17 protein-coding genes and 1 riboswitch are annotated in these 20,646 nt (G+C 76.0%); of the genes, 11 read left to right on the forward strand and 6 right to left on the reverse strand.

The genetic code is table 11. The features are described 5' to 3' along the window. Window positions 1-11: 11 nt before the first annotated feature. From cobN to ABZ793_RS21670, 3 genes are all read right to left on the reverse strand, one after another. Complete coding sequence (gene cobN / locus ABZ793_RS21660; RefSeq protein WP_357460029.1) at window positions 12-3,680, reverse strand: cobaltochelatase subunit CobN; 3,669 nt, start codon at window positions 3,678-3,680, stop codon at window positions 12-14. Between the two features lie 365 nt (window positions 3,681-4,045). After that, a riboswitch (cobalamin riboswitch) is annotated at window positions 4,046-4,175 on the reverse strand. 111 nt (window positions 4,176-4,286) lie between these two features. After that, complete coding sequence (locus ABZ793_RS21665) at window positions 4,287-4,943, reverse strand: response regulator transcription factor (protein ID WP_357460031.1); 657 nt, start codon at window positions 4,941-4,943, stop codon at window positions 4,287-4,289. Beyond that, window positions 4,936-6,087, reverse strand: coding sequence for a sensor histidine kinase (locus ABZ793_RS21670; protein WP_357460034.1), 1,152 nt, complete (start codon window positions 6,085-6,087; stop codon window positions 4,936-4,938). Before ABZ793_RS21670 ends, ABZ793_RS21665 begins: the two co-directional genes overlap by 8 nt. A 108-nt stretch (window positions 6,088-6,195) precedes the next feature. On the opposite strand from ABZ793_RS21670, the gene ABZ793_RS21675 reads away from it, so the two are divergent. Continuing rightward, window positions 6,196-7,644, forward strand: a complete 1,449-nt coding sequence (locus ABZ793_RS21675; protein WP_357460036.1) for a serine hydrolase domain-containing protein — start codon at window positions 6,196-6,198, stop codon at window positions 7,642-7,644. 82 nt (window positions 7,645-7,726) lie between these two features. On the opposite strand, the gene ABZ793_RS21680 is transcribed toward ABZ793_RS21675, so the two are convergent. Next, the gene (locus tag ABZ793_RS21680; protein ID WP_357460039.1) at window positions 7,727-8,977 is read right to left on the reverse strand and encodes an MFS transporter; all 1,251 of its coding nucleotides are present in this window, start codon (window positions 8,975-8,977) and stop codon (window positions 7,727-7,729) included. A gap of 187 nt (window positions 8,978-9,164) precedes the next feature. Between ABZ793_RS21680 and ABZ793_RS21685 the strand changes: the two genes are divergently transcribed. Further along, entirely contained in the window at window positions 9,165-9,884 is a 720-nt protein-coding gene (locus ABZ793_RS21685; RefSeq protein ID WP_357460042.1) for an MBL fold metallo-hydrolase, read from the forward strand. A 19-nt stretch (window positions 9,885-9,903) separates the two neighbouring features. On the opposite strand, the gene ABZ793_RS21690 is transcribed toward ABZ793_RS21685, so the two are convergent. Both ABZ793_RS21690 and ABZ793_RS21695 read right to left on the reverse strand, forming a co-directional pair. Further along, window positions 9,904-10,239, reverse strand: coding sequence for a hypothetical protein (locus ABZ793_RS21690; protein ID WP_357460044.1), 336 nt, complete (start codon window positions 10,237-10,239; stop codon window positions 9,904-9,906). A 93-nt stretch (window positions 10,240-10,332) separates the two neighbouring features. Beyond that, a complete protein-coding gene (locus ABZ793_RS21695; protein ID WP_357460046.1) occupies window positions 10,333-11,538 on the reverse strand; it encodes an MFS transporter in 1,206 nt (401 codons plus the stop codon). Between the two features lie 159 nt (window positions 11,539-11,697). On the opposite strand from ABZ793_RS21695, the gene ABZ793_RS21700 reads away from it, so the two are divergent. The 9 genes from ABZ793_RS21700 to ABZ793_RS21740 all read left to right on the forward strand — a co-directional run bounded on the left by ABZ793_RS21700 (window position 11,698) and on the right by ABZ793_RS21740 (window position 19,089). Next, a complete protein-coding gene (locus tag ABZ793_RS21700; RefSeq protein WP_357460049.1) occupies window positions 11,698-12,684 on the forward strand; it encodes a LacI family DNA-binding transcriptional regulator in 987 nt (328 codons plus the stop codon). A 112-nt stretch (window positions 12,685-12,796) separates the two neighbouring features. Then, on the forward strand, window positions 12,797-13,501 hold the full coding sequence (locus ABZ793_RS21705) for a phospholipase (RefSeq protein ID WP_357460052.1): 705 nt from the start codon (window positions 12,797-12,799) through the stop codon (window positions 13,499-13,501). A gap of 76 nt (window positions 13,502-13,577) precedes the next feature. Then, a complete protein-coding gene (locus tag ABZ793_RS21710; protein ID WP_357460054.1) occupies window positions 13,578-14,615 on the forward strand; it encodes an AraC family transcriptional regulator in 1,038 nt (345 codons plus the stop codon). A 47-nt stretch (window positions 14,616-14,662) separates the two neighbouring features. Then, on the forward strand, window positions 14,663-15,487 hold the full coding sequence (locus ABZ793_RS21715; RefSeq protein WP_357460056.1) for a DUF3153 domain-containing protein: 825 nt from the start codon (window positions 14,663-14,665) through the stop codon (window positions 15,485-15,487). 128 nt (window positions 15,488-15,615) lie between these two features. Beyond that, window positions 15,616-15,960 carry a hypothetical protein gene (locus tag ABZ793_RS21720; RefSeq protein ID WP_350681930.1) on the forward strand — a complete coding sequence of 115 codons (345 nt, stop codon included), beginning with the start codon at window positions 15,616-15,618 and terminating at the stop codon, window positions 15,958-15,960. 11 nt (window positions 15,961-15,971) lie between these two features. Next, window positions 15,972-16,580: a glycine zipper family protein gene (locus ABZ793_RS21725; protein WP_357460059.1), complete on the forward strand. Its 609-nt coding sequence runs from the start codon at window positions 15,972-15,974 to the stop codon at window positions 16,578-16,580. Next, a complete protein-coding gene (locus tag ABZ793_RS21730; protein ID WP_357460061.1) occupies window positions 16,577-17,272 on the forward strand; it encodes a carboxypeptidase-like regulatory domain-containing protein in 696 nt (231 codons plus the stop codon). Before ABZ793_RS21725 ends, ABZ793_RS21730 begins: the two co-directional genes overlap by 4 nt. A 55-nt stretch (window positions 17,273-17,327) precedes the next feature. Next, window positions 17,328-18,605, forward strand: a complete 1,278-nt coding sequence (locus tag ABZ793_RS21735) for a phage tail sheath subtilisin-like domain-containing protein (RefSeq protein ID WP_357460063.1) — start codon at window positions 17,328-17,330, stop codon at window positions 18,603-18,605. A 1-nt stretch (window position 18,606) separates the two neighbouring features. Beyond that, window positions 18,607-19,089 (forward strand): phage tail protein, encoded by a 483-nt coding sequence (locus ABZ793_RS21740; RefSeq protein WP_357460067.1) that lies wholly within the window; start codon window positions 18,607-18,609, stop codon window positions 19,087-19,089. The last annotated feature ends 1,557 nt before the right edge of the window (window positions 19,090-20,646 follow it).

The following is a 20,646-nucleotide window of genomic DNA, read 5'->3' on the forward strand; positions in this document are numbered from 1 at the left end:
ACTCCTCGCGCTCACTGCCGTTCCTCCAGGTCGCCCTCGCTGGCCAGGTACGTCTCGCGGAGCCGGTCCAGGGTGGTCGGCTCGGGCGCGGCCCACAGGCCCCGGTCGGCCGCCTCGAGGAGCCGCTCGGTGATGCCGCGCAGCGCCCACGGGTTCGACTGCTCCAGGAACTCCCGGGTGGTCTCGTCGAAGACGTACGCGGCGGCCAGGTGCTCGTACATCCAGTCGTCGACGACGCCGGCGGTGGCGTCGTAGCCGAACAGGTAGTCCACGGTGGCGGCCAGCTCGAACGCGCCCTTGTAGCCGTGCCGGCGCATCGCGGCGATCCACTTCGGGTTGACCACCCGGGCGCGGAACACCCGCCGGGTCTCCTCGCCGAGGGTGCGGGTACGTACGTCGTGCGGCATCGCCGAGTCGCCCACGTACGCGGCCGGGGCGGCGCCGGTGAGGTGACGGACCATCGCCACCATCCCGCCGTGGTACTGGAAGTAGTCGTCGGAGTCGACGATGTCGTGCTCGCGGGTGTCCTGGTTCTTCACCGCCACCGCGATCCGGGCGAAGGAGCGTTCCATGTCGGCGCGCGCCTCCCGCCCGTCCAGCCCCCGGCCGTAGGCGTAGCCGCCCCAGACGGCGTACACCTCGGCGAGGTCGGCGTCGCTGCGCCAGTTGCGGGAGTCGATCAGCGGCAGCAGCCCGGCCCCGTACGCGCCCGGCTTGGAGCCGAAGACGCGGGCGGTGGCCCGCCGCTCGTCGCCGTGCTCGGCGAGGTCGGCGGCGACGTGCGCGCGGACGAAGTTCTGCTCGGCGGGCTCGTCCAGGGCGGCGACCAGCCGCACCGCGTCGTCGATGAGCGCGACCACGTGCGGGAAGGCGTCCCGGAAGAAGCCGGAGATCCGCACGGTGACGTCGACGCGGGGGCGGCCCAGCTCGGCCGGCGGCACCACCTCGACGCCGGTGACCCGGCGGGAGCGGTCGTCCCAGGTGGGGCGGCAGCCGAGCAGCGCGAGCACCTCGGCGACGTCGTCGCCCTGGGTGCGCATGGCGCTGGTGCCCCAGACGGTCAGGCCGACGGAGCGCGGGTACTCCCCGGTGTCGGCGAGGTGCCGGGCGAGCAGTGAGTCGGCCAGGGCCACCCCGACGTCCCAGGCGTTGCGGCTGGGGATCGCCTTGGGGTCGACGGAGTAGAAGTTCCGGCCGGTGGGGAGCACGTTGACCAGGCCCCGGGTGGGCGAGCCGGACGGGCCGGGCGGCACGAACCGCCCGTCGAGCGCGCCCACCACCCGGTCGATCTCGTCGGTCGTGCGGTCCAGCCGGGGCACCAGCTCGGTGGCGGCGAAGCGGAGCACGGCGGCGGCGTCCGGGACGGCCCGGCCGGTGACCTCCTCGACCACGGCGTCGACCTTGTCGGCGTCCCAGCCGAGGGTCTCCATGCCGACGACCAGCCGGCGCGCGAGGGCCTCGATCAGGTCGACGGCGTCGGCGGCGGTGCCGGCCGGCCCGTCGACGGTGTCGGTCAGCGCCTCGGGCAGCGCCAGCCGCCGGCCCGGCGCGGCGAGCAGCGCCTGCTCGTCGAGCCCGTACGCGGCGGCGAGGGCCTGGCGCAGGCCGGGCAGGGCGCGGGTGCCGCCCCAGACCTGCGGGGCGCGCAGCACGGCGAGGACGAGGTTGACCCGGGGCTCGCCGGTGGGCGCGGCGGCGAGGATGTGCAGGCCGTCGCGGATCTGCACGTCCTTGACCTCGCAGAGGTACCCGTCGAGGTGCAGCACGAAGTCGTCGAAGTCCTCGGCGGCCGGCATGTCCTCGGCGTGCAGGTCGTGGTGCAGCTCCGCGGCGCGCACCAGGGCCCAGATCTGCGCCTGCACGGTGGGCACCTTCGCGGGGTCGAGCGCCTGCACGGTGGCGTACTCGTCGAGCAGTTGCTCCAGCTTCGCCAGGTCGCCGTACGTCTCGGCGCGGGCCATCGGCGGCACCAGGTGGTCGACGACGACGGCGTGCGCGCGGCGCTTGGCCTGGGTGCCCTCGCCGGGGTCGTTGACGATGAACGGGTAGACCAGCGGCAGGTCGCCGAGGACGGCGTCGGGGGCGCAGTCGGCGGCCAGCCCGAGACCCTTGCCGGGCAGCCACTCCAGGGTGCCGTGCTTGCCCAGGTGCACCACCGCGTCCGCGCCGAAGCCGCCGTCGGTGGCGGGCGCGGCCAGCCAGCGGTACGCGGCCAGGTAGTGGTGGCTGGGCGGCAGGTCCGGGTCGTGGTAGATGGCGATCGGGTTCTCGCCGAAGCCGCGCGGCGGCTGGATCAGCAGCACCACGTTGCCGAAGCGCAGCCCGGCCAGCACGATGTCCCCGCCGTCGGTGTAGAGCCCGCCGGGCGGCTCCCCCCAGTGGGCGAGCATCCGCTCCCGCAGTTCCGCCGGCGCCTGGTCGAACCAGCGCCGGTACGTCGCCCCGGGCACCCGTGCCTCGGCTGCGGCGAGCTGTTCCGGGGTGAGCCACTCGACGTCGTGTCCCCCGGCGGCGATGAGGGCGTGGATGAGCGCGTCCCCGTCGTCGGGCACCGGGGCGTCGCCGAGGTGGTAGCCGGCCTCGGCGAGGGCGGCGAGCAGCCGGACCGCCGAGGCCGGGGTGTCCAGGCCGACGGCGTTGCCGACCCGGGAGTGCTTCGTCGGGTAGGAGCTGAGCACGACCGCGAGCCGCTTGTCGGCGTTGGGCACGTGTCGCAGGCGGGCGTGCCGCACGGCGATGCCGGCCACCCGGGCGGCCCGCTCCGGGTCGGCGACGTAGCTGGAGAGCCCGTCGGCGTCGATCCGCTTGAACGAGAACGGCACGGTGACGATCCGGCCGTCGAACTCGGGGATGGCCACCTGCATCGCGGCGTCCAGCGGGGACAGTCCGGCGTCGCTGCCGGCCCACTGCTCGCGGGTGCTGGTGAGGCAGAGCGCCTGGATCACCGGCACGTCGAGGGCGGCGAGCGCGCCCACGTCCCAGGCGTCCTCGTCGCCCCCGCCGGAGGCGTCGGCGGCGACCGTGCCGCCGGCGGCGAGCACGGTGACCAGCAGGGCGTCGCAGCGGCCGAAGAGCCCGAGCGGTCCCGCGCCGGCGGTGAGGCCGCGCAGCGAGCCGCAGAAGATCGGCAGCGGGTTGCCGCCGGCCGCGTCGACGGCGTCGGCGAGGGCGTCGACGAAGCCGGTGTTGCCGGCGAGGGCGTGCGCCCGGTAGAAGACGATCCCGACGGTCGGCCGGTCGGGCCGCACGGGACGGTCGCCGTGGACGCCGTACGTCGGGGTGGGCGCGGGCGGGGCGAACCCCTCGCCGGTGAGCAGCACCGTGTCGGAGAGGAACCGGGCGAGCTGGGCGAGGTTCCCGGGGCCGCCCTCGACCAGGTAGGCCAGCGCCTGGGTGGCCACTCCGGCGGGGACGGTGGAGGCCGCCATCAGCTCCGCGTCCGGCAGGGCCTCGCCGCTGAGCACGACCGTGGGCACGCCGGAGGCCAGCACCGTGGCGAGCCCGTCCGGCCACGCCTGCCGGCCGCCGAGCAGGCGTACGACCGCGAGGTCCACGCCGTCGAGCAGCGCGGGCACGGCGTCGGCGGCGACCCGGGCGGGGTTGGCGAGGCGGTAGTCGGCGCCGCTGGCGCGGGCGGCGAGCAGGTCGGTGTCGGCGGTGGACAGCAGCAGGATGCGCACGGACGGCTCCGGAGAGTGACGCCCGGATCGACGCGAGGACGATCGGGCGGTACGAGGGTGGGCGCGGTTCAGCGGGTACGGCGGGCCGGGGAGCGGCTCACCGGCGGGCCGGCGGGGTCGGGCGGCGCGGTGCGGGCGTCAGGGACGGGCGACGCGTCCGACCGCTGCGGGGCGGCCGGGGGCGGGCACACCACGGCCGGCCGGACGCGCGGCGCGGCGGCCGGACGGGGCTGCGGAAACGCGGCTGCTCGCCGGCGCGCTGGCGCGGCCGGGCACGATGCGACGATGATCGTCGATGGCGGAGACGCGGTGCGTCATCGGGTCCTCCTCGGGTGTCCACGCCCTGGGGTCACTCCCGACGGCCGAAGTATCCTGGCTCCCGGATCGACGCTCACCCCCGGTCTTCCAACCGCGCACGCACGGCCGTGACTCACGAGGGGGGATCGCTCCCCGGTGACAGTGGCGGGACCGCGCCGGAATCGCACCGGCTTCCTTCACTGCCGTCAGGCCGCGAATGCTGCCACACCCCCGGTGCCCGGGTCAACGCGGCGGGATCGGACGCCGACCCGCCGGGCCGGCGCGGCGTTCACGACGGTCGACGTCACCTCACCGGTCGGCGAGCCCCGACTCGTAGCCCGCGATCACCAGTTGCGCCCGGTCGCGGACGCCCAGCTTCGTCATCAACCGGCCGATGTGCGTCTTGACGGTGCCCCGGCTGAGGTGCAGGTGCTGCTCGATCTCGGTGTTGGACATCCCGCGGGTGATCAACGTCAACACCTCCCGCTCCCGCGGGGTCACCCCGTCGAGCCGTCCCGGCACCCGTCGGGCCGCCGGCATCCGGGTGAACTCGGCGATGAGCCGACGGGTGACGCTGGGGGCCAGCAGCGCCTCGCCCGCGGCGACCACCCTGATCGCGTCGAGCAGCCGTACGGGGGACGTGTCCTTGAGCAGGAAGCCGCTCGCCCCGGCCCGCAGCGCCCGGTACACGTGATCGTCGAGGTCGAAGGTGGTGAGGACGAGCACCCGGGGCGCGTCCCGGCCGGCGGTGACGTGCTCGGTGGCGGTGATGCCGTCCATCTCGGGCATCTGGACGTCCATCAGGACCACCTCGGGCGCATGCGTCCTCGCGAGTTCGACGGCCGCCCGCCCGGTGCCCGCCTCGGCCACCACGGTCATTCCCGGGGTGGCGTCGACCAGCAGCCGCAGGGTGCCGCGCAGCAGCACGTCGTCGTCGGCCAGGAGCACGCGTACGGGCTCACCCATCGTCCGACACCGCCGGGGTGAACGGCAGCCGGGCGCGCACGGCGAAGCCGCCGCCGGGCTCGACGCCGGCCTCCACGGTGCCGCCGTGCATCACGGCACGCTCGCGCATGCCCCGCAGCCCGTGGCCGGGCGGCCCGACGGCGCGCCCCGACCCCCCGTCGTCGACGACGGCGACGGCCAGCACCCCGGGCTCGACCGCCACGGCGAGCCGACAGCGGGTCGGGCCGGCATGGCGCAGCACGTTGGTGAGCGCCTCTTGCACGATGCGGTACGCCGAAGCCTGCACGGCCGCGGGCACCCGGGCCAGGTCGGCCGCCCGGTCGACGTCGACGGTGACACCGGCGGACCGGACGGCCTCGACCAGCCGGTCGAGTTCGGCGAAGCTCGGCGCGGTGTCGGCCGGGTCGCGCAGCGCGCCGAGCACGACCCGGATGTCGTCGAGCGCGCTCCGGCTGACCCGCTCGATCGTGCCCAGGGCGGCCCGGCCCTGCTCGGGATGGCTGTCCGCCAGGTGGTTGGCGACGGCCGCCTTCATGGCGATCAGGCTGAGGCTGTGCCCGACCACGTCGTGGATGTCCCGGGCGATGCGCAACCGTTCCTCGGCCACCGCCTGGTCGGCACGCGACGCGGCGAGTTGGGCGATGTGACGTCGACGGGCGCGCACCGCACGGGCGAGCGTCCACGAAGCGGCGACGACGGTCGCGGCGTAGAGCAGGACCGGGACCGGCGTGGCGGCGAACGACTCCTCCCCCGCCCGGGTCGAAACGATCGGCAGCCCGGGGACCGTGCCGCCCGCCAGCCCCGCGCCCGTGAGGGCGGCCAGCACCACGACGAGCGCCGACACGCCGTCCCGGGTGGAGGTGGCCAGCGCGACCGGGTAGAGCGCGAACGCGACCGCGAACACCACCGCGTCGCCGGCCACCCCGACGGCGACCGCCACCGCCCCCGCCAGCACCACGACGGCGAGCACCGGCGCCGGCCAGCGCCGGCGGACGGCGAGCGGAGCCCCGAACAGCACCGCCAGGCCACCGGCGAGCGCCGGGGCGCCGGGCGTCCGGAACACCGTGAGGAGCACGAGGGCGACGCCCACCAGCGCGTCGAACGCCATCAACTGCCGCAGCCCGAGCCGCCCCGAGGTGACCACCGGACCACCGTATCCACCGGCCGGCCGCCGGGCGTCGGACCACGGTCCGATCCCGGGTTCGGACCACGATCCGATGTGCGGGGTCCCCGACCGGCCGAGACTCCGACCATGATCACGCGACTCCTCGTCCTGGCCGGTGCGGTGGCGCTCGCCGCGTCGCCCGCCCCGGCAGCCCCGGCCGCGCCCCCGGTCGGGATCGACGTCGCCGCCGTCGACGCCGCCGTCCGCCAGTACCGCGACGCCACCGGGCTGCCCGGCGTCGCGGTGGCCGTCACCCGGGGGACCGAGGTGGTGCACGCCGCCGGGTACGGCCGCACCCCCGCCGGCGACCCGATCACGGCGCACACCCCGATGGCCGTGGCGTCGGTGAGCAAGTCGTTCACCGCCCTCGCCGTGATGCAGCTGGTCGAGGCGGGCCGGGTGGAACTCGACGGGCCGGTCCACCGGCACCTGCCGGAGTTCACGATGGCCGATCCCCGGGCGGTCCGGATCACCGTGCGGCAGCTGCTCGACCAGACCTCCGGGATGTCGGACACGACGTTCCCCGCGTTCAGCAGGCGGCAGCCGGGTTCGCTGCGGGAGGCCGTCGCGGGGATGCGTACGGCCCGGTTGGCCGCCGCCCCCGGCACCAGGTGGGAGTACCACAACCCGAACTTCCAGGTGGCCGCGCGACTCGTCGAGGTGGTCAGCGGGCTGCCGTTCGACGAGTACCTGCGGACGCGGGTCTTCGCCCCGCTCGGCATGACCGACAGTCGCACCCTCGACGTGGCCGCCGACCTGCCGTCGAGCGCGCGCGGCCACCTCATGATCCTCGGCAGGCCGGTCGCCCTGCCCGAGCCGCCGGCCTTCGGCAACGGCTCCGGCGGGGTGCTCAGCTCGGCGCGCGACATGGCGGCGTGGCTGATCGCGCAGGGCAACCAGGGTCGCGGTCCGGACGGCACGGCGGTCGTCTCCCCGGCGGGCCTCGCCACGCTGCACCGCCCGTCCGCGGTCTCCGACTCCTACGCCCTCGGCTGGTTTGTGGAGAAGACCGGGTCGGGGGCGCCGATGATCGCGCACAGCGGTGACCTGTTCACCTCGACGGCGTACCAGGCGCTGCTGCCCGCGTCCCGCTACGGGGTCGCGGTCATGGCGAACACCGGACTGGCGTACGGCCACGCGTCGGCCCTCGCCGAGCGGCTCATCGCGCTGATAGAGGGAACGTCGGCGCCCTCGGCGGGCACGCCGCTCGTGGTCGTCGACGCCGTGCTGCTGGTGCTGGCGGTCGCCTCCGCCGCACTCGCCGGCCGGGGCGTGCTCCGGTCACGCCGCTGGGCCGCCGGCCGGGCGGTACGCTCCTGGACGCTGGTGCGGCTGCTTCCGCTGCTCGCGCCGCTGCCGCTGCTCGCCTCGATCCACCGGGTGGTCGGTTGGCTCTACCGGGGTCGCGACGTCGCCTGGATCCAGGTGGCGTACATCTATCCGACGTTCCTGGTGCTGCTGGTCACCGCGACGCTCGGCTGCGCCGCCGTCCTCGTGGCCCGGCTCGTCGGACTCGGACGTCACGGGCGCGGCTGACGACAGGCACGACCCTGCCGGTGAGCCGACCGTTCGCGCCCGCCGGCCCGGGTCGCCGGGGCGGTGCGGGCCGGCGGCTCCGTCAGGCCGGGTCGGCCGGCGCGGAGGGCCGGGACGCGACGCTCCAGGCGACGGTCGCGGCCACCGCGACGGCGCCGCTGAGCAGGAACGGCGCGTCCAGGCCCAGGCCGGCGGCCAGCGCGCCGCCGGCGAGCGCCCCCAGCGCGGTGCAGCCGTAGGTGAGGACCCGGGAGGCGGCGACCACCCGGCCGAGCAGGTCGCCGGGCACGAGGCGCTGCCGGAGCGACAGCGCGGCCACGTTGAGGACGGCGAACGCCGCGCTGGTGCTGACGACAACGACCACGGCGGCGACCCGGTGCGGCGCGACGACCAGGAGCGCCGGCGCTCCGGCGGTGACCGCCATCGACCACGTCAGCACGTGCCGGTGCCGGAAGCGGGCGATCAGCCGGTCGGCGACGAGGGAGCCGACGAGGCCGCCGCCCGCGCCGGTGGCCAGCAGCAGGCCGAAGCCGAGCGCGCCAAGGCCGAGGCTGCCCCGCGCGTACAGCACGAAGATCGCGAACCAGGCGCTGTCCGCGGCGGCGACGGCCGCGCCGACGAGCACGAGCGTACGGAGGACTGACTGCCGGGCCAGCCACCGCAGCCCGGCGAGCGCCCCGTCCCGGGCGGGGACGGCCGCGCCGCCGGACGGCTCGCCGGCACCGGCTCCCGACCGCTCCGGGGCCGGGCGGGCGAGGGTCAGCGGCAGGGACAGCACGAGCATGACGGCCAACGCGAGGGAGGCACCGTTGACGGCGAACGGCAGTGCCGCGCCCGCGACGAACAGCAGCGCGCCGACCGGCGGGCCGACGAACTCGTTGCCCACGATCTCGCCCGCCACGAGACGACCGTTGGCCTTCTCCAGCTGCGCGTCGTCCACCAGCCGGGGCACGGCGGTCTGGGCGGCGGTGTCGCGCAGGGTCTCGCCGACGCCGAGCAGGAACGCGGCGACGACAACGAGGCCGATCGGCGCCCTGGCCGTCGCGACGGCCAGGGCCAACGTCGACAGGACCAGGACCCGGCCCACGTCGGCGGCGGCGATGATCTCCCGGGCTGCCCTGCGGTCGGCGAGCGCTCCGGCGAACAGGCCGGTGACCAACCAGGGCAGGAACTGCGCCGCGGCCACGGCGGCCACCGCCACCGGGTCGTCGCTCAGCGCGGCGGCGAGGAGCGGGAACGCCGCCACGCGGATGCCGTCGCCCAGGTTGGCCAGGGCGGCGGCGCTCCAGAATCTCCAGAAGGGACGGCCCAGGGCCGACGACCGGTCAGCCATGCCGGACACCCTACCGCCCGCCCCGTCCCCCCGGATGGCGCCGCCGGGCAGGGGCGGCCGACGACAGCTGCCCGGCACGGACGGGCGGGACGCGCGCTCCTGACCTAGGGACAGCCGCCGAGCCTCCAGCACCTACGATCGGGCGCCAGTCCGAAGCGTTGTCCGGAGTCCAGGAAGGTTGTGCGCCATGGCCACCGTAACGTTCCAGCACCTCGCCGGTCGGGTCTGGCTCTGCCCGGGTGATCCGGACCCGGAAGCCGTCCAGGCCGGCGTCGCCCTGGTCGCCGACGACCGGGGCAGCGTGCTGGTCGACGCAGGGCAGAGCCCCGCGCACGCCCGGGAGATCCGGTCCGCGCTGGCTGCCGCCGGGTTGCCCCCGCCCCGCTGGCTGGTCTACACGCACCACCACTGGGACCACGTGTGGGGCGCCTGCGCCTGGCCCGGCGTGGAGATCGTCGGCCACGTCGCCGGCGAGCGGCTGCTGCGTGCGGAGGCGGCCCGGCCGTGGAGCCATCGGTACCTGCGGGACCAGGTGCGGGCGAATCCGCGGCTCGGCCCGAGTTTCCGGGCCCGGGCGCTGGCGGTCGACTCGTGGGACGGCTTCGCGGTGCTGCCGCCGACCCGGACCTTCACCGACGAGTTGGACCTGTCGGTCGGCGTGCGGGTGCGGCACGTCGGGGGCGCCCACGCGCCGGACTCGACGGTGGTGGCGGTGCCGGACTCGGGCGTGTTGCTGCTCGGCGACTGCTTCTATCCGCCGCCGGCGCACCTGCGCACCCCCGAGGACCGGCCCGACCTCGCCCTGGTAAGCCGACTGCTGGCCGACGACGTCCACTGGTACGTCGCGAGCCACCAGCCGCCGATGACGCTGGACGAGGCACGCGCTGCGGTCGCCGCCGCGCGGTGACGCCGCGGCGGCGCCACGTTCAGCGGACGCGGCGCTCCGGGTGGGCCCGGTTCCAGGCCCGCATCCGCTCCGGGTAGCCGGTGCGGGCGGCCTCGTACAGCGGCACCGCGTGCTTGCGGGCGATCGACCCGGCGGCGCGCGGCGAGCCGGTGCGGCGGCGAATCCACTCGCCGTCGTGGGCGATCGCCACCACGGTGGTGTCGGTCGCCGTGGTCTCCGGTTCCAGGTAGAACTCCACGCCCCGGCGGCTGGTGACGAACGCCTCCAGCGCGGCCAGGTCCTCGCGGGTCGCCTCGCGGTCGAGCTTCGTGGGGGCCGCGTCGGTGCCGCGCGACCGTCGACTGAACCAGCCCATCCCCGCTCCTCTCCTCGGCGTCCTCCCAGTGCAGCACCGCTTCCTGGGAGGCGGCTGCGAGCCGGGTGTGAGTGCCCTGCGGGGGATGCCGCGTCAGCGCGACGGCGGGCGGGTGGCCGGCACCAGTGCGAGGGTGGGCAGCAGCAACAGCGGCACCACGAGCAGGGCGCGCAGCGTGCCGACGCGGTCGCCGAGCAGGCCGAGCAGCGGCGGACCGGCGAGGAACGCCGTGTAGCCGATCACGGCGACCACGCTGACGCGCGCTGGCGCGCGGTCCTCGTCGTCGGCCGCCGCGCTCATCCCCACCGGGAAGCCGAGCGACGCGCCGATTCCCCAAAGCGCGACGCCGACGACCGCCACGGGCCCGGAGCCGGCGAGCACCGCCACGGCCGCGCCGACCGTGGCGAGCAGGATCGCGCCGGACAGCACGGGCACCCGCCCCCACCGGTCCAGCGCGACGGTGCCCGCCGTGCGGCCGAGGGTCATGCCGACGACGAAGACCCCGAACACGGCCGCCCCGGCCGCCTCGCTGAGGCCGTGTCCGTCGATGAAGGCGACAGCCAGCCAGTCGTTGGCGCTGCCCTCGACGAACGCCGCCACCAGCACCAGCACGCCGACGAGCAGGGTGCGCGGCTCCCGCCAGGCGGCGAGCAGATCGCGCCGGCGGGCGGCCGGTGCGGTCCCGGACCCGGCGGCCGGCAGGAACGACCGGACGGCCAGCAGCGTGCCGAGCAGCACCACCGCCGCCACCGCCGCGAGGTGGGCGGCGACCGGCGCGCCGAGGCGGGCGGCCCCGGCGCCGAGCCCGGCGCCGGCCACGGAACCGAGGCTCCACGCGGCGTGGAAGCGGGGCATGACCGTACGCCCCAGCCGCCGCTCGACCGCCGCGCCCTCCACGTTCATCGCGACGTCGCAGGCGCCGGAGCCGTAGCCGAGGGCGCACAGGCCCACCGCGACCCCGACCGGGGACTCGGCGAGGCCGGCGGCCCCGGCCACGGTCAGTCCGGCCGCGACGAGCAGGGTGGACAGCGCCACCGTGCGGGCCGTCCCGAGCCGCTGGGCCACCAGGCCGGCGGTGGGCATCGCGAGCAGCGCGCCGACGGACATGGCGAGCAGGAGCAGCCCGAGCCGGCCGGCGCTGAACCCGAGCGCGTCCCGGACGGCGGGCACCCGGGAGAACCAGGAGGCGACGGCCAGGCCGTTGAGCGCGAACACGACCGCCACGCCGGTGCGGGCGGCCAGCACCGCCCGCGGTACGGCCGGGGTCGGCGCGGCGGGCGGGGCAGTGGTGCGGCTCACGGTGGCGTCCTCTCGCCTCGGGCGGTCTGCCGCACGATCCCACACCTGAGAGCGCTGCCAGGACAACGCCTTCCCACCCTCCTACCGTCGCCGACCCGCGAGGGAGATGATGCGCATCGACCGTCCGCGCCGGGGACGGAGACCACGGGGAGGACAGGTATGACGACGGCTGGCCGACCGCCCACACTCGACGACGTCGCCCGGGCGGCGGGCGTCTCCCGGGCCACCGCCTCGCGGGTGATCGCCGGCACCGGCTACGCCTCGTCCACCGCCCGCGACCGGGTCACCGCCGCCGCCGACCGGCTCGGGTACGCACCGAACCTGGCCGCCCGCGCGCTGGTCCGGGGCACCGGTGTGCGGCTGGTGGTCGCGGTGTCCGGCGTCGCCCCGACCGTCCTCGACGACCCGTACGTCGACCGGGTGGTCGGCGCGGCCGCCCGGGTCTGCGCGCCGTACGGGCTCGGGGTCGCGCTGCACTGGCTTTCGACGCGGGAGCCGGCCGGGCTGCGCCGGCTGGCCGAGGACGGCGGCGTCGGCGGGATCATCCTGGTCAACACCACCGAGGCGGTGCTCCGGGCGGTCCCGGCGGCGCTGCGCGGGCGGGTGGCCTCGATCGGCATCGGCTCCGCCCTCGTGCCGGCCTTCGACGTGGACAACAGCGGCGGCACGGAGGCCGTGGTCCGGCACCTGTACGCCACCGGCCGCCGCCGCATCGCGATGGTGACCGGCCCCCGTTGGCTGCCCTGCGCCGGCCGGTCGGTGGGCGCGTACCGCCGGGTGGTGCGCGACGCGGGCCTGCCGGTGCGGCTGGTGCCGGGGGACTTCAGCGCGGGCCGGGGCCGGGCGGCGGCCCGGGAGGTGCTGGCGCGCTGGCCGGACACGGACGCGATCGTCGGGATCAGCGACGCGACCGCGCTGGGCCTGATCGACGGGCTGCGCGGCGATGGCGTCCGGGTGCCCGGGGACGTCGCCGTCACCGGGTTCGACGACATCCCGCTCGCCGCGATGACCACCCCCGCGCTGACCACGGCGACCCATCCGGTGGGGCAGATCGCCACGGCGGCGGCGACCGCCGTGCTCGCCGGACGGCCGGTGCCGCCGGCGACGGTGTTCCCGTCCCGGCTGGTCCGCCGGGTCAGCGGATGAGCCGGCCCGGCAGGGGCCGCCGGCCGCGCCGGAGGCGGCCCGGCAGGGTTAACCCTGGGGCAGCGGGGTAACCGCTGGCGCACCCCCGCCGAGGACGAGGAGCGGTGATCCCGTGGCCGAACCCGCCGCGCCGCACCGGCAGCCGGAGGAGAACCCACGGCACGGCCGGCTCACCGCGCGTCCGGCGCCGCCCGTCACGCGGGCGGCCACCGGCATGGTGACGCTGACCGACGCCGACGGCGGGCCGCTGGCGATGGTGTACGCCCCGGAGCCGGTCGACGGCCGGCCGTACCGGCTGGTGCTGCTGCTGCACGGGGCCGGCGGCTCGGCCCGGCAGGGCGTGGACCTGCTGCTGCCGGTCGCCGACGCGCACGGACTGCTGCTGGTGGCCCCGCAGGCGGCGTCGAGCAGCTGGGACCTGATCGTGGAGGGCTTCGGGGTGGACGTCCGACGGATCGACGGGCTGCTGGCCACGGCCTTCGCCGGTTACCCCGTCGGGCAGGTGGCGTTCGGCGGGTTTTCCGACGGCGCCTCGTACGCCCTCTCCCTGGGCCTGACCAACGGCGACCTGGTCGACGCGGTGGTGGCCTTCTCCCCCGGCTTCGCCGCGCCGCTGGTCACCCACGGCCGGCCCCGCGTCTACGTCTCGCACGGCGCCGACGACCCGGTCCTGCCGGTCGACGTGTGCAGCCGCCGCCTGGTGCCCCGGCTGCGTTCGCTCGGCTACGACGTCACCTACGACGAGTTCCCGGGCCCGCACGAGGTGCCCGCCGACATCCGACACCGCGCCGCCGACTGGCTGACGATCGCCGAATGACCCGGTCGACCCGCACCTGAGACGTTCGACGGCGCGGCCCCGCCGGCCGCCATGCGCGCTCGTCTACGCTCGCGGGATGGATCCGCTCACCGGGCTGCTCGACGGGCCGCGGGCCCGGGGCGCCTTCCTGCTCCGGTCGCTGCTGGATCCCCCGTTCGCGCTGCGCATCGAGGACCGCGCCCCGCTGACCGTGGTCGCCCTGGTCCGCGGCGCGGCCTGGGTGGTGCCCGACGACGGCGCGCCCGTCGCGCTGGGACCGGGCGACGTGGCGGTGCTGCGCGGGCCCGACGGCTATCTCGTGGCGGACGACCCGGCCACCCCGCCGCAGGTGGTCATCCAGCCTGGGCAGCGGTGCACCACGCTGCGCGGGGAGCCGCTGGCCGAGACGATGTCGCTGGGCGTACGCACCTGGGGCACGAGTTCGGACGGCGCCACCGTGCTGCTGACCGGCACGTACCAGCTTCCCGGGGAGCTGAGCCGACGGCTGCTCACCGCCCTGCCGCCGCTGCTGGTGGTGGGCGGCGAGGAGTGGCGCAGCCCGCTGGTGCCCCTGCTCGCCGAGGAGGTCTCCCGGGACGCGCCTGGCCAGGAGGCGGTCCTGGACCGGCTGCTCGACCTGGTGCTGATCGCCGCGCTGCGCACCTGGTTCGCCCGCCCCGGCGCCGCACCCGCCTGGTACGTCGCCGCCGCCGATCCGGTGGTCGGCCCGGCGCTGCGGCTGCTCCAGAACGACCCGGCCCGGCCGTGGACGGTCGCCTCCCTCGCGGCCGAGGTGGGCGTGTCCCGGGCGGCGCTGGCCCGCCGGTTCACCGAGCTGGTCGGCGAGCCGCCGATGACGTTCCTGACCGGGTGGCGGCTGGCGCTCGCCGCCGACCTGCTCCGCGAGCCGGACGCCACCCTGGCCGCGGTCGCCCGCAAGGTTGGCTACAGCAGCCCGTTCGCGCTGAGCACGGCGTTCCGCCGGGTCCGCGGGGTCACCCCGCGCGACCACCGCCTCGCCACCTCCTCGACAGAAACGGCAGCTTGGGCCAAACCTTCAGGATATCGATTTCGGCGATTTTCGACCTCGGCCGAAGGGGACAGCGGCCAGGTAAGATCGGCGACTTCGTTGTGACTGATCGCTGACTGCTGGTAGTGATCTGGATCACACACACTATGCCCATGAATACGGGACTCATCCGCGGCAGGACACTCCGCGGCGCGGCGTGTCTCGTTCTGGCGGCCGCGCTGACCGGCTGCATGCAACTGAATCTCGGGCTGACCGTCAACGCCGACGACACGGTCGACGGCCAACTCCTGCTGACCGCCCAGAAGAGCGTGCTGACCTCGGGCAACCGCACCGTCGAGGCCGGCTTCGCCGAGCTGCGGAAGAACATTCCCGCTCTGCCGCCGGGCGAGGAGACCCGATACGAGGACGCCAAGCTCTTCGGTTCCCAGATCACCTATCGGAACACCCCGCTGCGCGATTTCAACAGCGAGAGCGTGCGGCTCGTCCGGGAGGACGATCTCTACCGCTTCACCCTTCCCCTCGACCCGAGGAAATACGGCGGGAAGGTGGCGGAACAGAATCCGCAGAATCAGCAGGCGTTCATGCGGTTGATGTCGTTCGAGATATCGGTGACCTTCCCCGGCCGGGTCCTCGACACCAACGGCACGGTCAACGGCCGGTCGGTCAGTTGGAAGGTCGGCAGCAACCAGGAGAAGCCGACCGAACTGCGGGCGGTCGCGGAGGCCCCGCCGAGGCCGTCGGCGTCCCCGGCGGCGGGCGACGACGGCGGCGGCGCGTTCCCCTGGCTGCTGGTCGCCGGCGCGGCGGCGCTCCTGCTGCTCGTCACCGTCGTGGTCGTCCTGCTGCTGCGGCGTACGCGCCGGCCGGCGCCGGCGGCCGGCGGCCCGGTCGTGCCGACCCAGGCGACCGGCCCGACGGCCGCGCCGGGCCAGACGACCGGCGACTCGACGACGGCCGGCCCACCGGGGCCCGCCTGAGGCCCCCCACCCCTCCCGCCCGCCGCCCGCCGGCGGCGGACCGGGCCCGTCGGAGACTCCCCGGAGCCGCCGGCCTCACCACCACCACACCCCGGTCGCACCACCGCACAACCGAAGGGAGATCGGCGATGAACGATCTCTTCACCTGGGCCGCCCTGGGCAGCCTCACCGGCGCGAGCGCCGCGACGCTGCTCGCCACCAACGTCATCGGCGGGCTGATCGGCCCGAGCGGCGACAAGGCCCGCAAGTGGATCGCGCTGGGCATCGCGCTCGCGCTGTCCTACCTCACCGCGGCGTTCGCCACGGACGCCGGCGCCGAGAAGTGGATCATCGCGTTCTTCAACGGGCTGGTCATCTTCTCCGCCGCGCTGGGCATCAACCAGCTCCCGCCCGGCAACCGGCAGGCGACCCAGGCGTCGCCGACCCAGCTCGCGCAGGGACGCGAGCCCCGCATCCTCCGCTCGTGGGTATGAGGTGAGCCGTCATGATCTACGGAATCCTCAGCACCGTCGCACACGTGGTCACCGGCGCGGTCCTCGGCCAACTGACCGGTGGCACCGTCGGGCTGCTCATCGGCGCGGTCGCCGGCCTGCTCGTCGGCGGGATCTTCGGCTGGGCGGTCGCCTCGGCCCGGGTCTACGGCCCGGACCCGAAGGGCGTCCTCCTTTTCGTCGTCGACCACACCTGGAGCCTGCTCAACACCGTCGTCGGCGCGGTCTACCTGGCCGCGCACGTGCTCGTCGGGCACTCGCTGGACCGGCCCACCTCGCAGCACAGCTGCCGGGTCAACGTGGTCGAGGGCGTCTCCCCCCGGTACGCCACCACCATCGGCACGGTCTGCGCCGGCTCCGGGCCCGGCATCCAGCGGCACGAGGACGTGCACATCCTCCAGGCGCGCATCCTCGGCCCGCTCTACATCCCGCTGGTGCTCGCCAACTACGTGCTGTTCACCATCGCCCCGGTCTGGCTGCTCTACCACGACCACACCAACGCACCCATCAACCGATTCACCCGGTACTTCGAGATCGGCGTCTACCCGCACGTGTGGAACGAGGCCATCGCGTACCGCGTCCAGGGAACGCCACCGCGATGACCACGCCGGGGCGCGGCCCGATCGAGACGGCCACCGCCGAGCTGGCCGCCTGGCTGGCCGGGGCGGCGGGGGAATCCGTCCCGGTCGGTCCGCCGCGCCCCGACGACGACCCCGCCCGACTCACGCTCTGGCCGATGGAGCTGCGCCCGGCCCGGCAGACCCGGGGCAGCGGCGGCCGCGAGCCGTACCGCTTCACCGTCCGCTACCTGCTCTGCGCCGGCGGGCCGGCGGCGCTGCCCGGGTTGGACCGGGTGCTCGCCGCCGCGACCGCCGGCGGGGAGCGCGCCGTCGTGCTGGAGGCCGGCGACCCGCGGCTCTGGGCGGCGTTCGGCACCGGACCCCGCCCGGCCCTGCTCATCGACGTGCCGGCCCAGGTCGCCCACCCGGCGCCGCCGGCGCCGCCGGTGCTGCGGCCGCTGCGGCTGCGGCAGCTGGAGATGCTGGCCTTCGACGGCCGGGTGGTCGGGCCCGAGCAGCAGCCCCTCGCGGCCGTGCGGATCGAGGTCGTCGGCACGGCGTGCGCCACCACGACCGACCCCGCCGGCCGGTTCCGCGTCGTCGGGGTGCCGCACGACCCCGACCGCCCCGGTCCGGTACGGCTACGGCTCACCGGCCGGGGGCGGGTCCTCACCGCCGAGGTCGACCCGACCGAGCCCGACATCGTCATCGTCTGCGCACCCCCGCCCCGCTGACCCCGTTCCGGCGGACGTCCCGCGCCGCCGGCCGCGAACCGCACCGGGAGGACCGATGCCCACCTACTTCTCGCCCGGCATCTACGTCGAGGAGGTCCCCGGCGGCGCCCGCCCGATCGGACCGGCCAGCACCAGCACGGCCGCCTTCGTCGGGGTCGCCCCGGACCCCGCCGCGCAGCTCGGCAGGGCCGTCGCGGTCAACAACTGGACGGAGTTCCTGCGGCTCTACGCCAACGGGGACCGCCTGGAGAGCACCCCGCTGGCCCGGGCCGTCTTCGGCTTCCTCGACAACGGCGGCAGCCGCTGCTGGGTCGTCAACGTCGGCGCGGACGGCGAGATCACCGGCACCGGGAAGCGGCGCGGCGGCCTGCAACTGCTGGAGGCCGTCGACGAGGTCTCCATCCTGGCCGCGCCCGGCTTCCACGACCCGGTCTCGCACGACGCGCTGCTCAGCATGGCCGAGCGGACCCGCACGATGGTGGCGATCTGCGACCCGCCCCCGGACGTCACGGACATCTCGGCGCTGACCAGGGTGGCGACGCCGTCCACCGGCAAGCCGCCCAAGCCGGCCGAGGGATCCGGGGGATCCGGTGGGTCCGGCTCGGCGGGCTCCGGCGGCCCCGGGTCCGGCTCCGGCGGGTCCGCGTCGGGGGACGAGGCGCCGACGGCGTGCCGGCCCCGGCAGTCCGATTTCGGCGCGCTCTACCATCCCTGGCTGCGGGTACGCGACCCGCTCAGCGGCGAGCTGGTGCTCACCCCGCCGAGCGGGCACATGGCCGGCATCTGGGCCCGCACGGACGCCCTGCGCGGGGTGCACAAGGCGCCGGCCAACGAGCCCGTACGCGGCGCCGTCGACCTCGCCCACCTGGTCACCCGGCCCGAGCACGACGTGCTCAACCCCAAGGGCGTCAACGTGATCCGCTACTTCCCGGGCGAGGGCATCCGGGTCTGGGGCGCCCGCACCCTCGCCGCCGAGGCCAGCGAATGGCGCTACCTCAACGTCCGCCGGCTCTGCATCGCCATCGAGCAGGCGATCGCCAACGGCACCCGGTGGATGGTCTTCGAGCCGAACGACTTCACCCTCTGGCGGTCCATCCGCCGCGACATCGGCGCCTTCCTCACCCGGGTCTGGCGCGACGGCGCGCTGCTGGGGCGTACGCCCGAGGAGGCGTTCTTCGTCAAGTGCGACGAGGAGACCAACCCGGCGGACGTCCGCGACGCGGGCATGGTCGTCGCCCACATCGGCATCGCGGTGGTCAAGCCGGCGGAGTTCGTGGTGTTCAGGCTGAGCCAGTGGGCCGGCGGCGCCGAGACCGAGACGATCGGAGGCTGACATGCCGACCACCGCCACCCCGCAGCCGGGCGCCCCGGTCGACCCATACCGGGCCTACAACTTCAAGCTCCTCGTCAACGGCGTGACCAACGGCCACTTCACCGAGGTCAGCGGCCTGGAGATGACCATCCCCGGCGTGCCGTACCGGGAACAGGGCAACGACCGCGTCCGGATGGTCCCCGGCCAGGTGGAGTACGCGCCGGTGACCCTGCACTTCGGGCTCACCGCCTCCCGGGAGCTGTGGGACTGGACGTACGCGGTGGCCCGGGGCACGGTGAGCCGGCGCAACGTCTCGATCGTGCTGCTGGACGCGGCCGGCACGGCGGAGGTGCTGCGCTGGAACCTGATCAACGCCTGGCCGACGAGGTGGCGTGGCGCCCACCTGAACACCCTCGGCCAGGAGCTGGCGATCGCGGCGCTCACCCTGCGGTACGAGAGCCTGGAACTGGAGACCGGCGGTGCCGCCGCGCCGACCACCGCGTAGCTGGCTGGCCGCCCGGCTGCGCGCGACGGCCACGGCGGTCGACGAACTGGCCCGGCTGGTCGACTCCGCCGGACCGGCCGCATCCGGCCCGCCGTCCCCGCCCGAGGACCGGTCCCCGGCTGAGGACCTGTCCCCGCCCGGCCGACCGCCGGCCGCGGCGACGGGGACGGGGACGGGGACGGCGGCACGCCGGCCCGGCCAGCCCCCGGAGCACTGGCTGCGGGTGGTGTCCGCGCACGCCCCCGGCCTGCTGCGCGACCTCGACCTGGACCTCGGCCCGACCGGCCCCGCTCCCCCGCCGCCCGTCGACGCCGACCACGGCCCGAGCCGCCCCGTCGGGCCGGACCACGCCACGAGCCGCCCCGTTGGGCCGGACCACGGCGCGAGCCGCCCCGTTGACGCCGACCACGGCGCGAGCCGCCCGGCCGGCGCGGGCCACCGCGCGACTCGTCCCGCTGACGATCCGCCGGGCGACGGGCCGCCCTGGACGGCCGGTCCACGACCGCCCGCCGTCAAACGGGGGTGGGGATCGACGCGAGCTACCGTTGCCCGCTCGTACCCGTCGACGTCGGGCCGCCGGGACGAGGACCCCCGGCCGGCAGAAGGCAGTTGGCGGAACGGCGGCCGACGGTCCATCGGAGGCCCCTGGCCGGGCGGAGGCGTCCCGTCGAGCGGGCAGGGCTGGCCAGGCGGAGACGGCAGGCAGGGCGGCGGCGTCCGACCGGCTGGGCACGATCGGTCGGCCCGGGACGGCTGGCCGACCGGCGACGGACGGCCGGACGACGGCCCGGTCGGCACCGGCTCGCCGGGCGGGGACGGCCGGGCGCGCCGCGACGGTTGGCCGGGCGGGGACGGCCGGGCGAGCCGGGCAGGCTGGCCGGCAGACCCGTCGGCAACCGGCGGCCGGGCAGGTCGGCCAGGGGGCGGATCGGTCGGCCGACCGTCGGCGGTGGCCGGCCGGCCCGTGCTCCGGCCGGCGGTTCCCCCGCCCGGGGCGGTGACGCGCCCCGGCACACCGGCCGCCGCCAGCACCGCCGCCACCAGCCCTGCCGTCGGCAGCACGGGCCCGTGGTCGGCCGACGACCGGAACGCCCACGGCCCGACGGGCGCGGCACCCGACCGGGGGACGACGTGGGGCGCGGCGGGCGTGACGCCGGCCCGGCACGACTCGGGCGCGGCGGAAACGCCAGGAAGCCGGCCCCTGCCGAACGCCACGGACACGGCACCGCCCGGCTACCCGCGATCGGACGCGCCTGACCTCACGACGGCTGCGCACGCCGCTCCGTCCCACCCCCGCACCGCCCAGTCAGGCGACGCGGACGAACTGTCGCCCGAGATCCTGGTACGGAACGGGCGCTGGAGGAGCCGTCACGTACCAGGATCTGCCGCGACCGGGGCGGGGTTGACGTGGCCGGGCGGACTGGGCGGGGCGTGGGCGGACCCACCGGCCGGGCACGGCGCGGCCGGAGCGGGGACGGGAGCAGGAGCGGCAGCGGACGCACGACCTGGCGCGGGAACAGGAGCGGGGGCGTGCGGCGGGAATGGATGCCCGGGCGT

The organism is Micromonospora sp. NPDC047465 (assembly GCF_040643125.1).
Taxonomy (GTDB): Bacteria; Actinomycetota; Actinomycetes; order Mycobacteriales; family Micromonosporaceae; genus Micromonospora.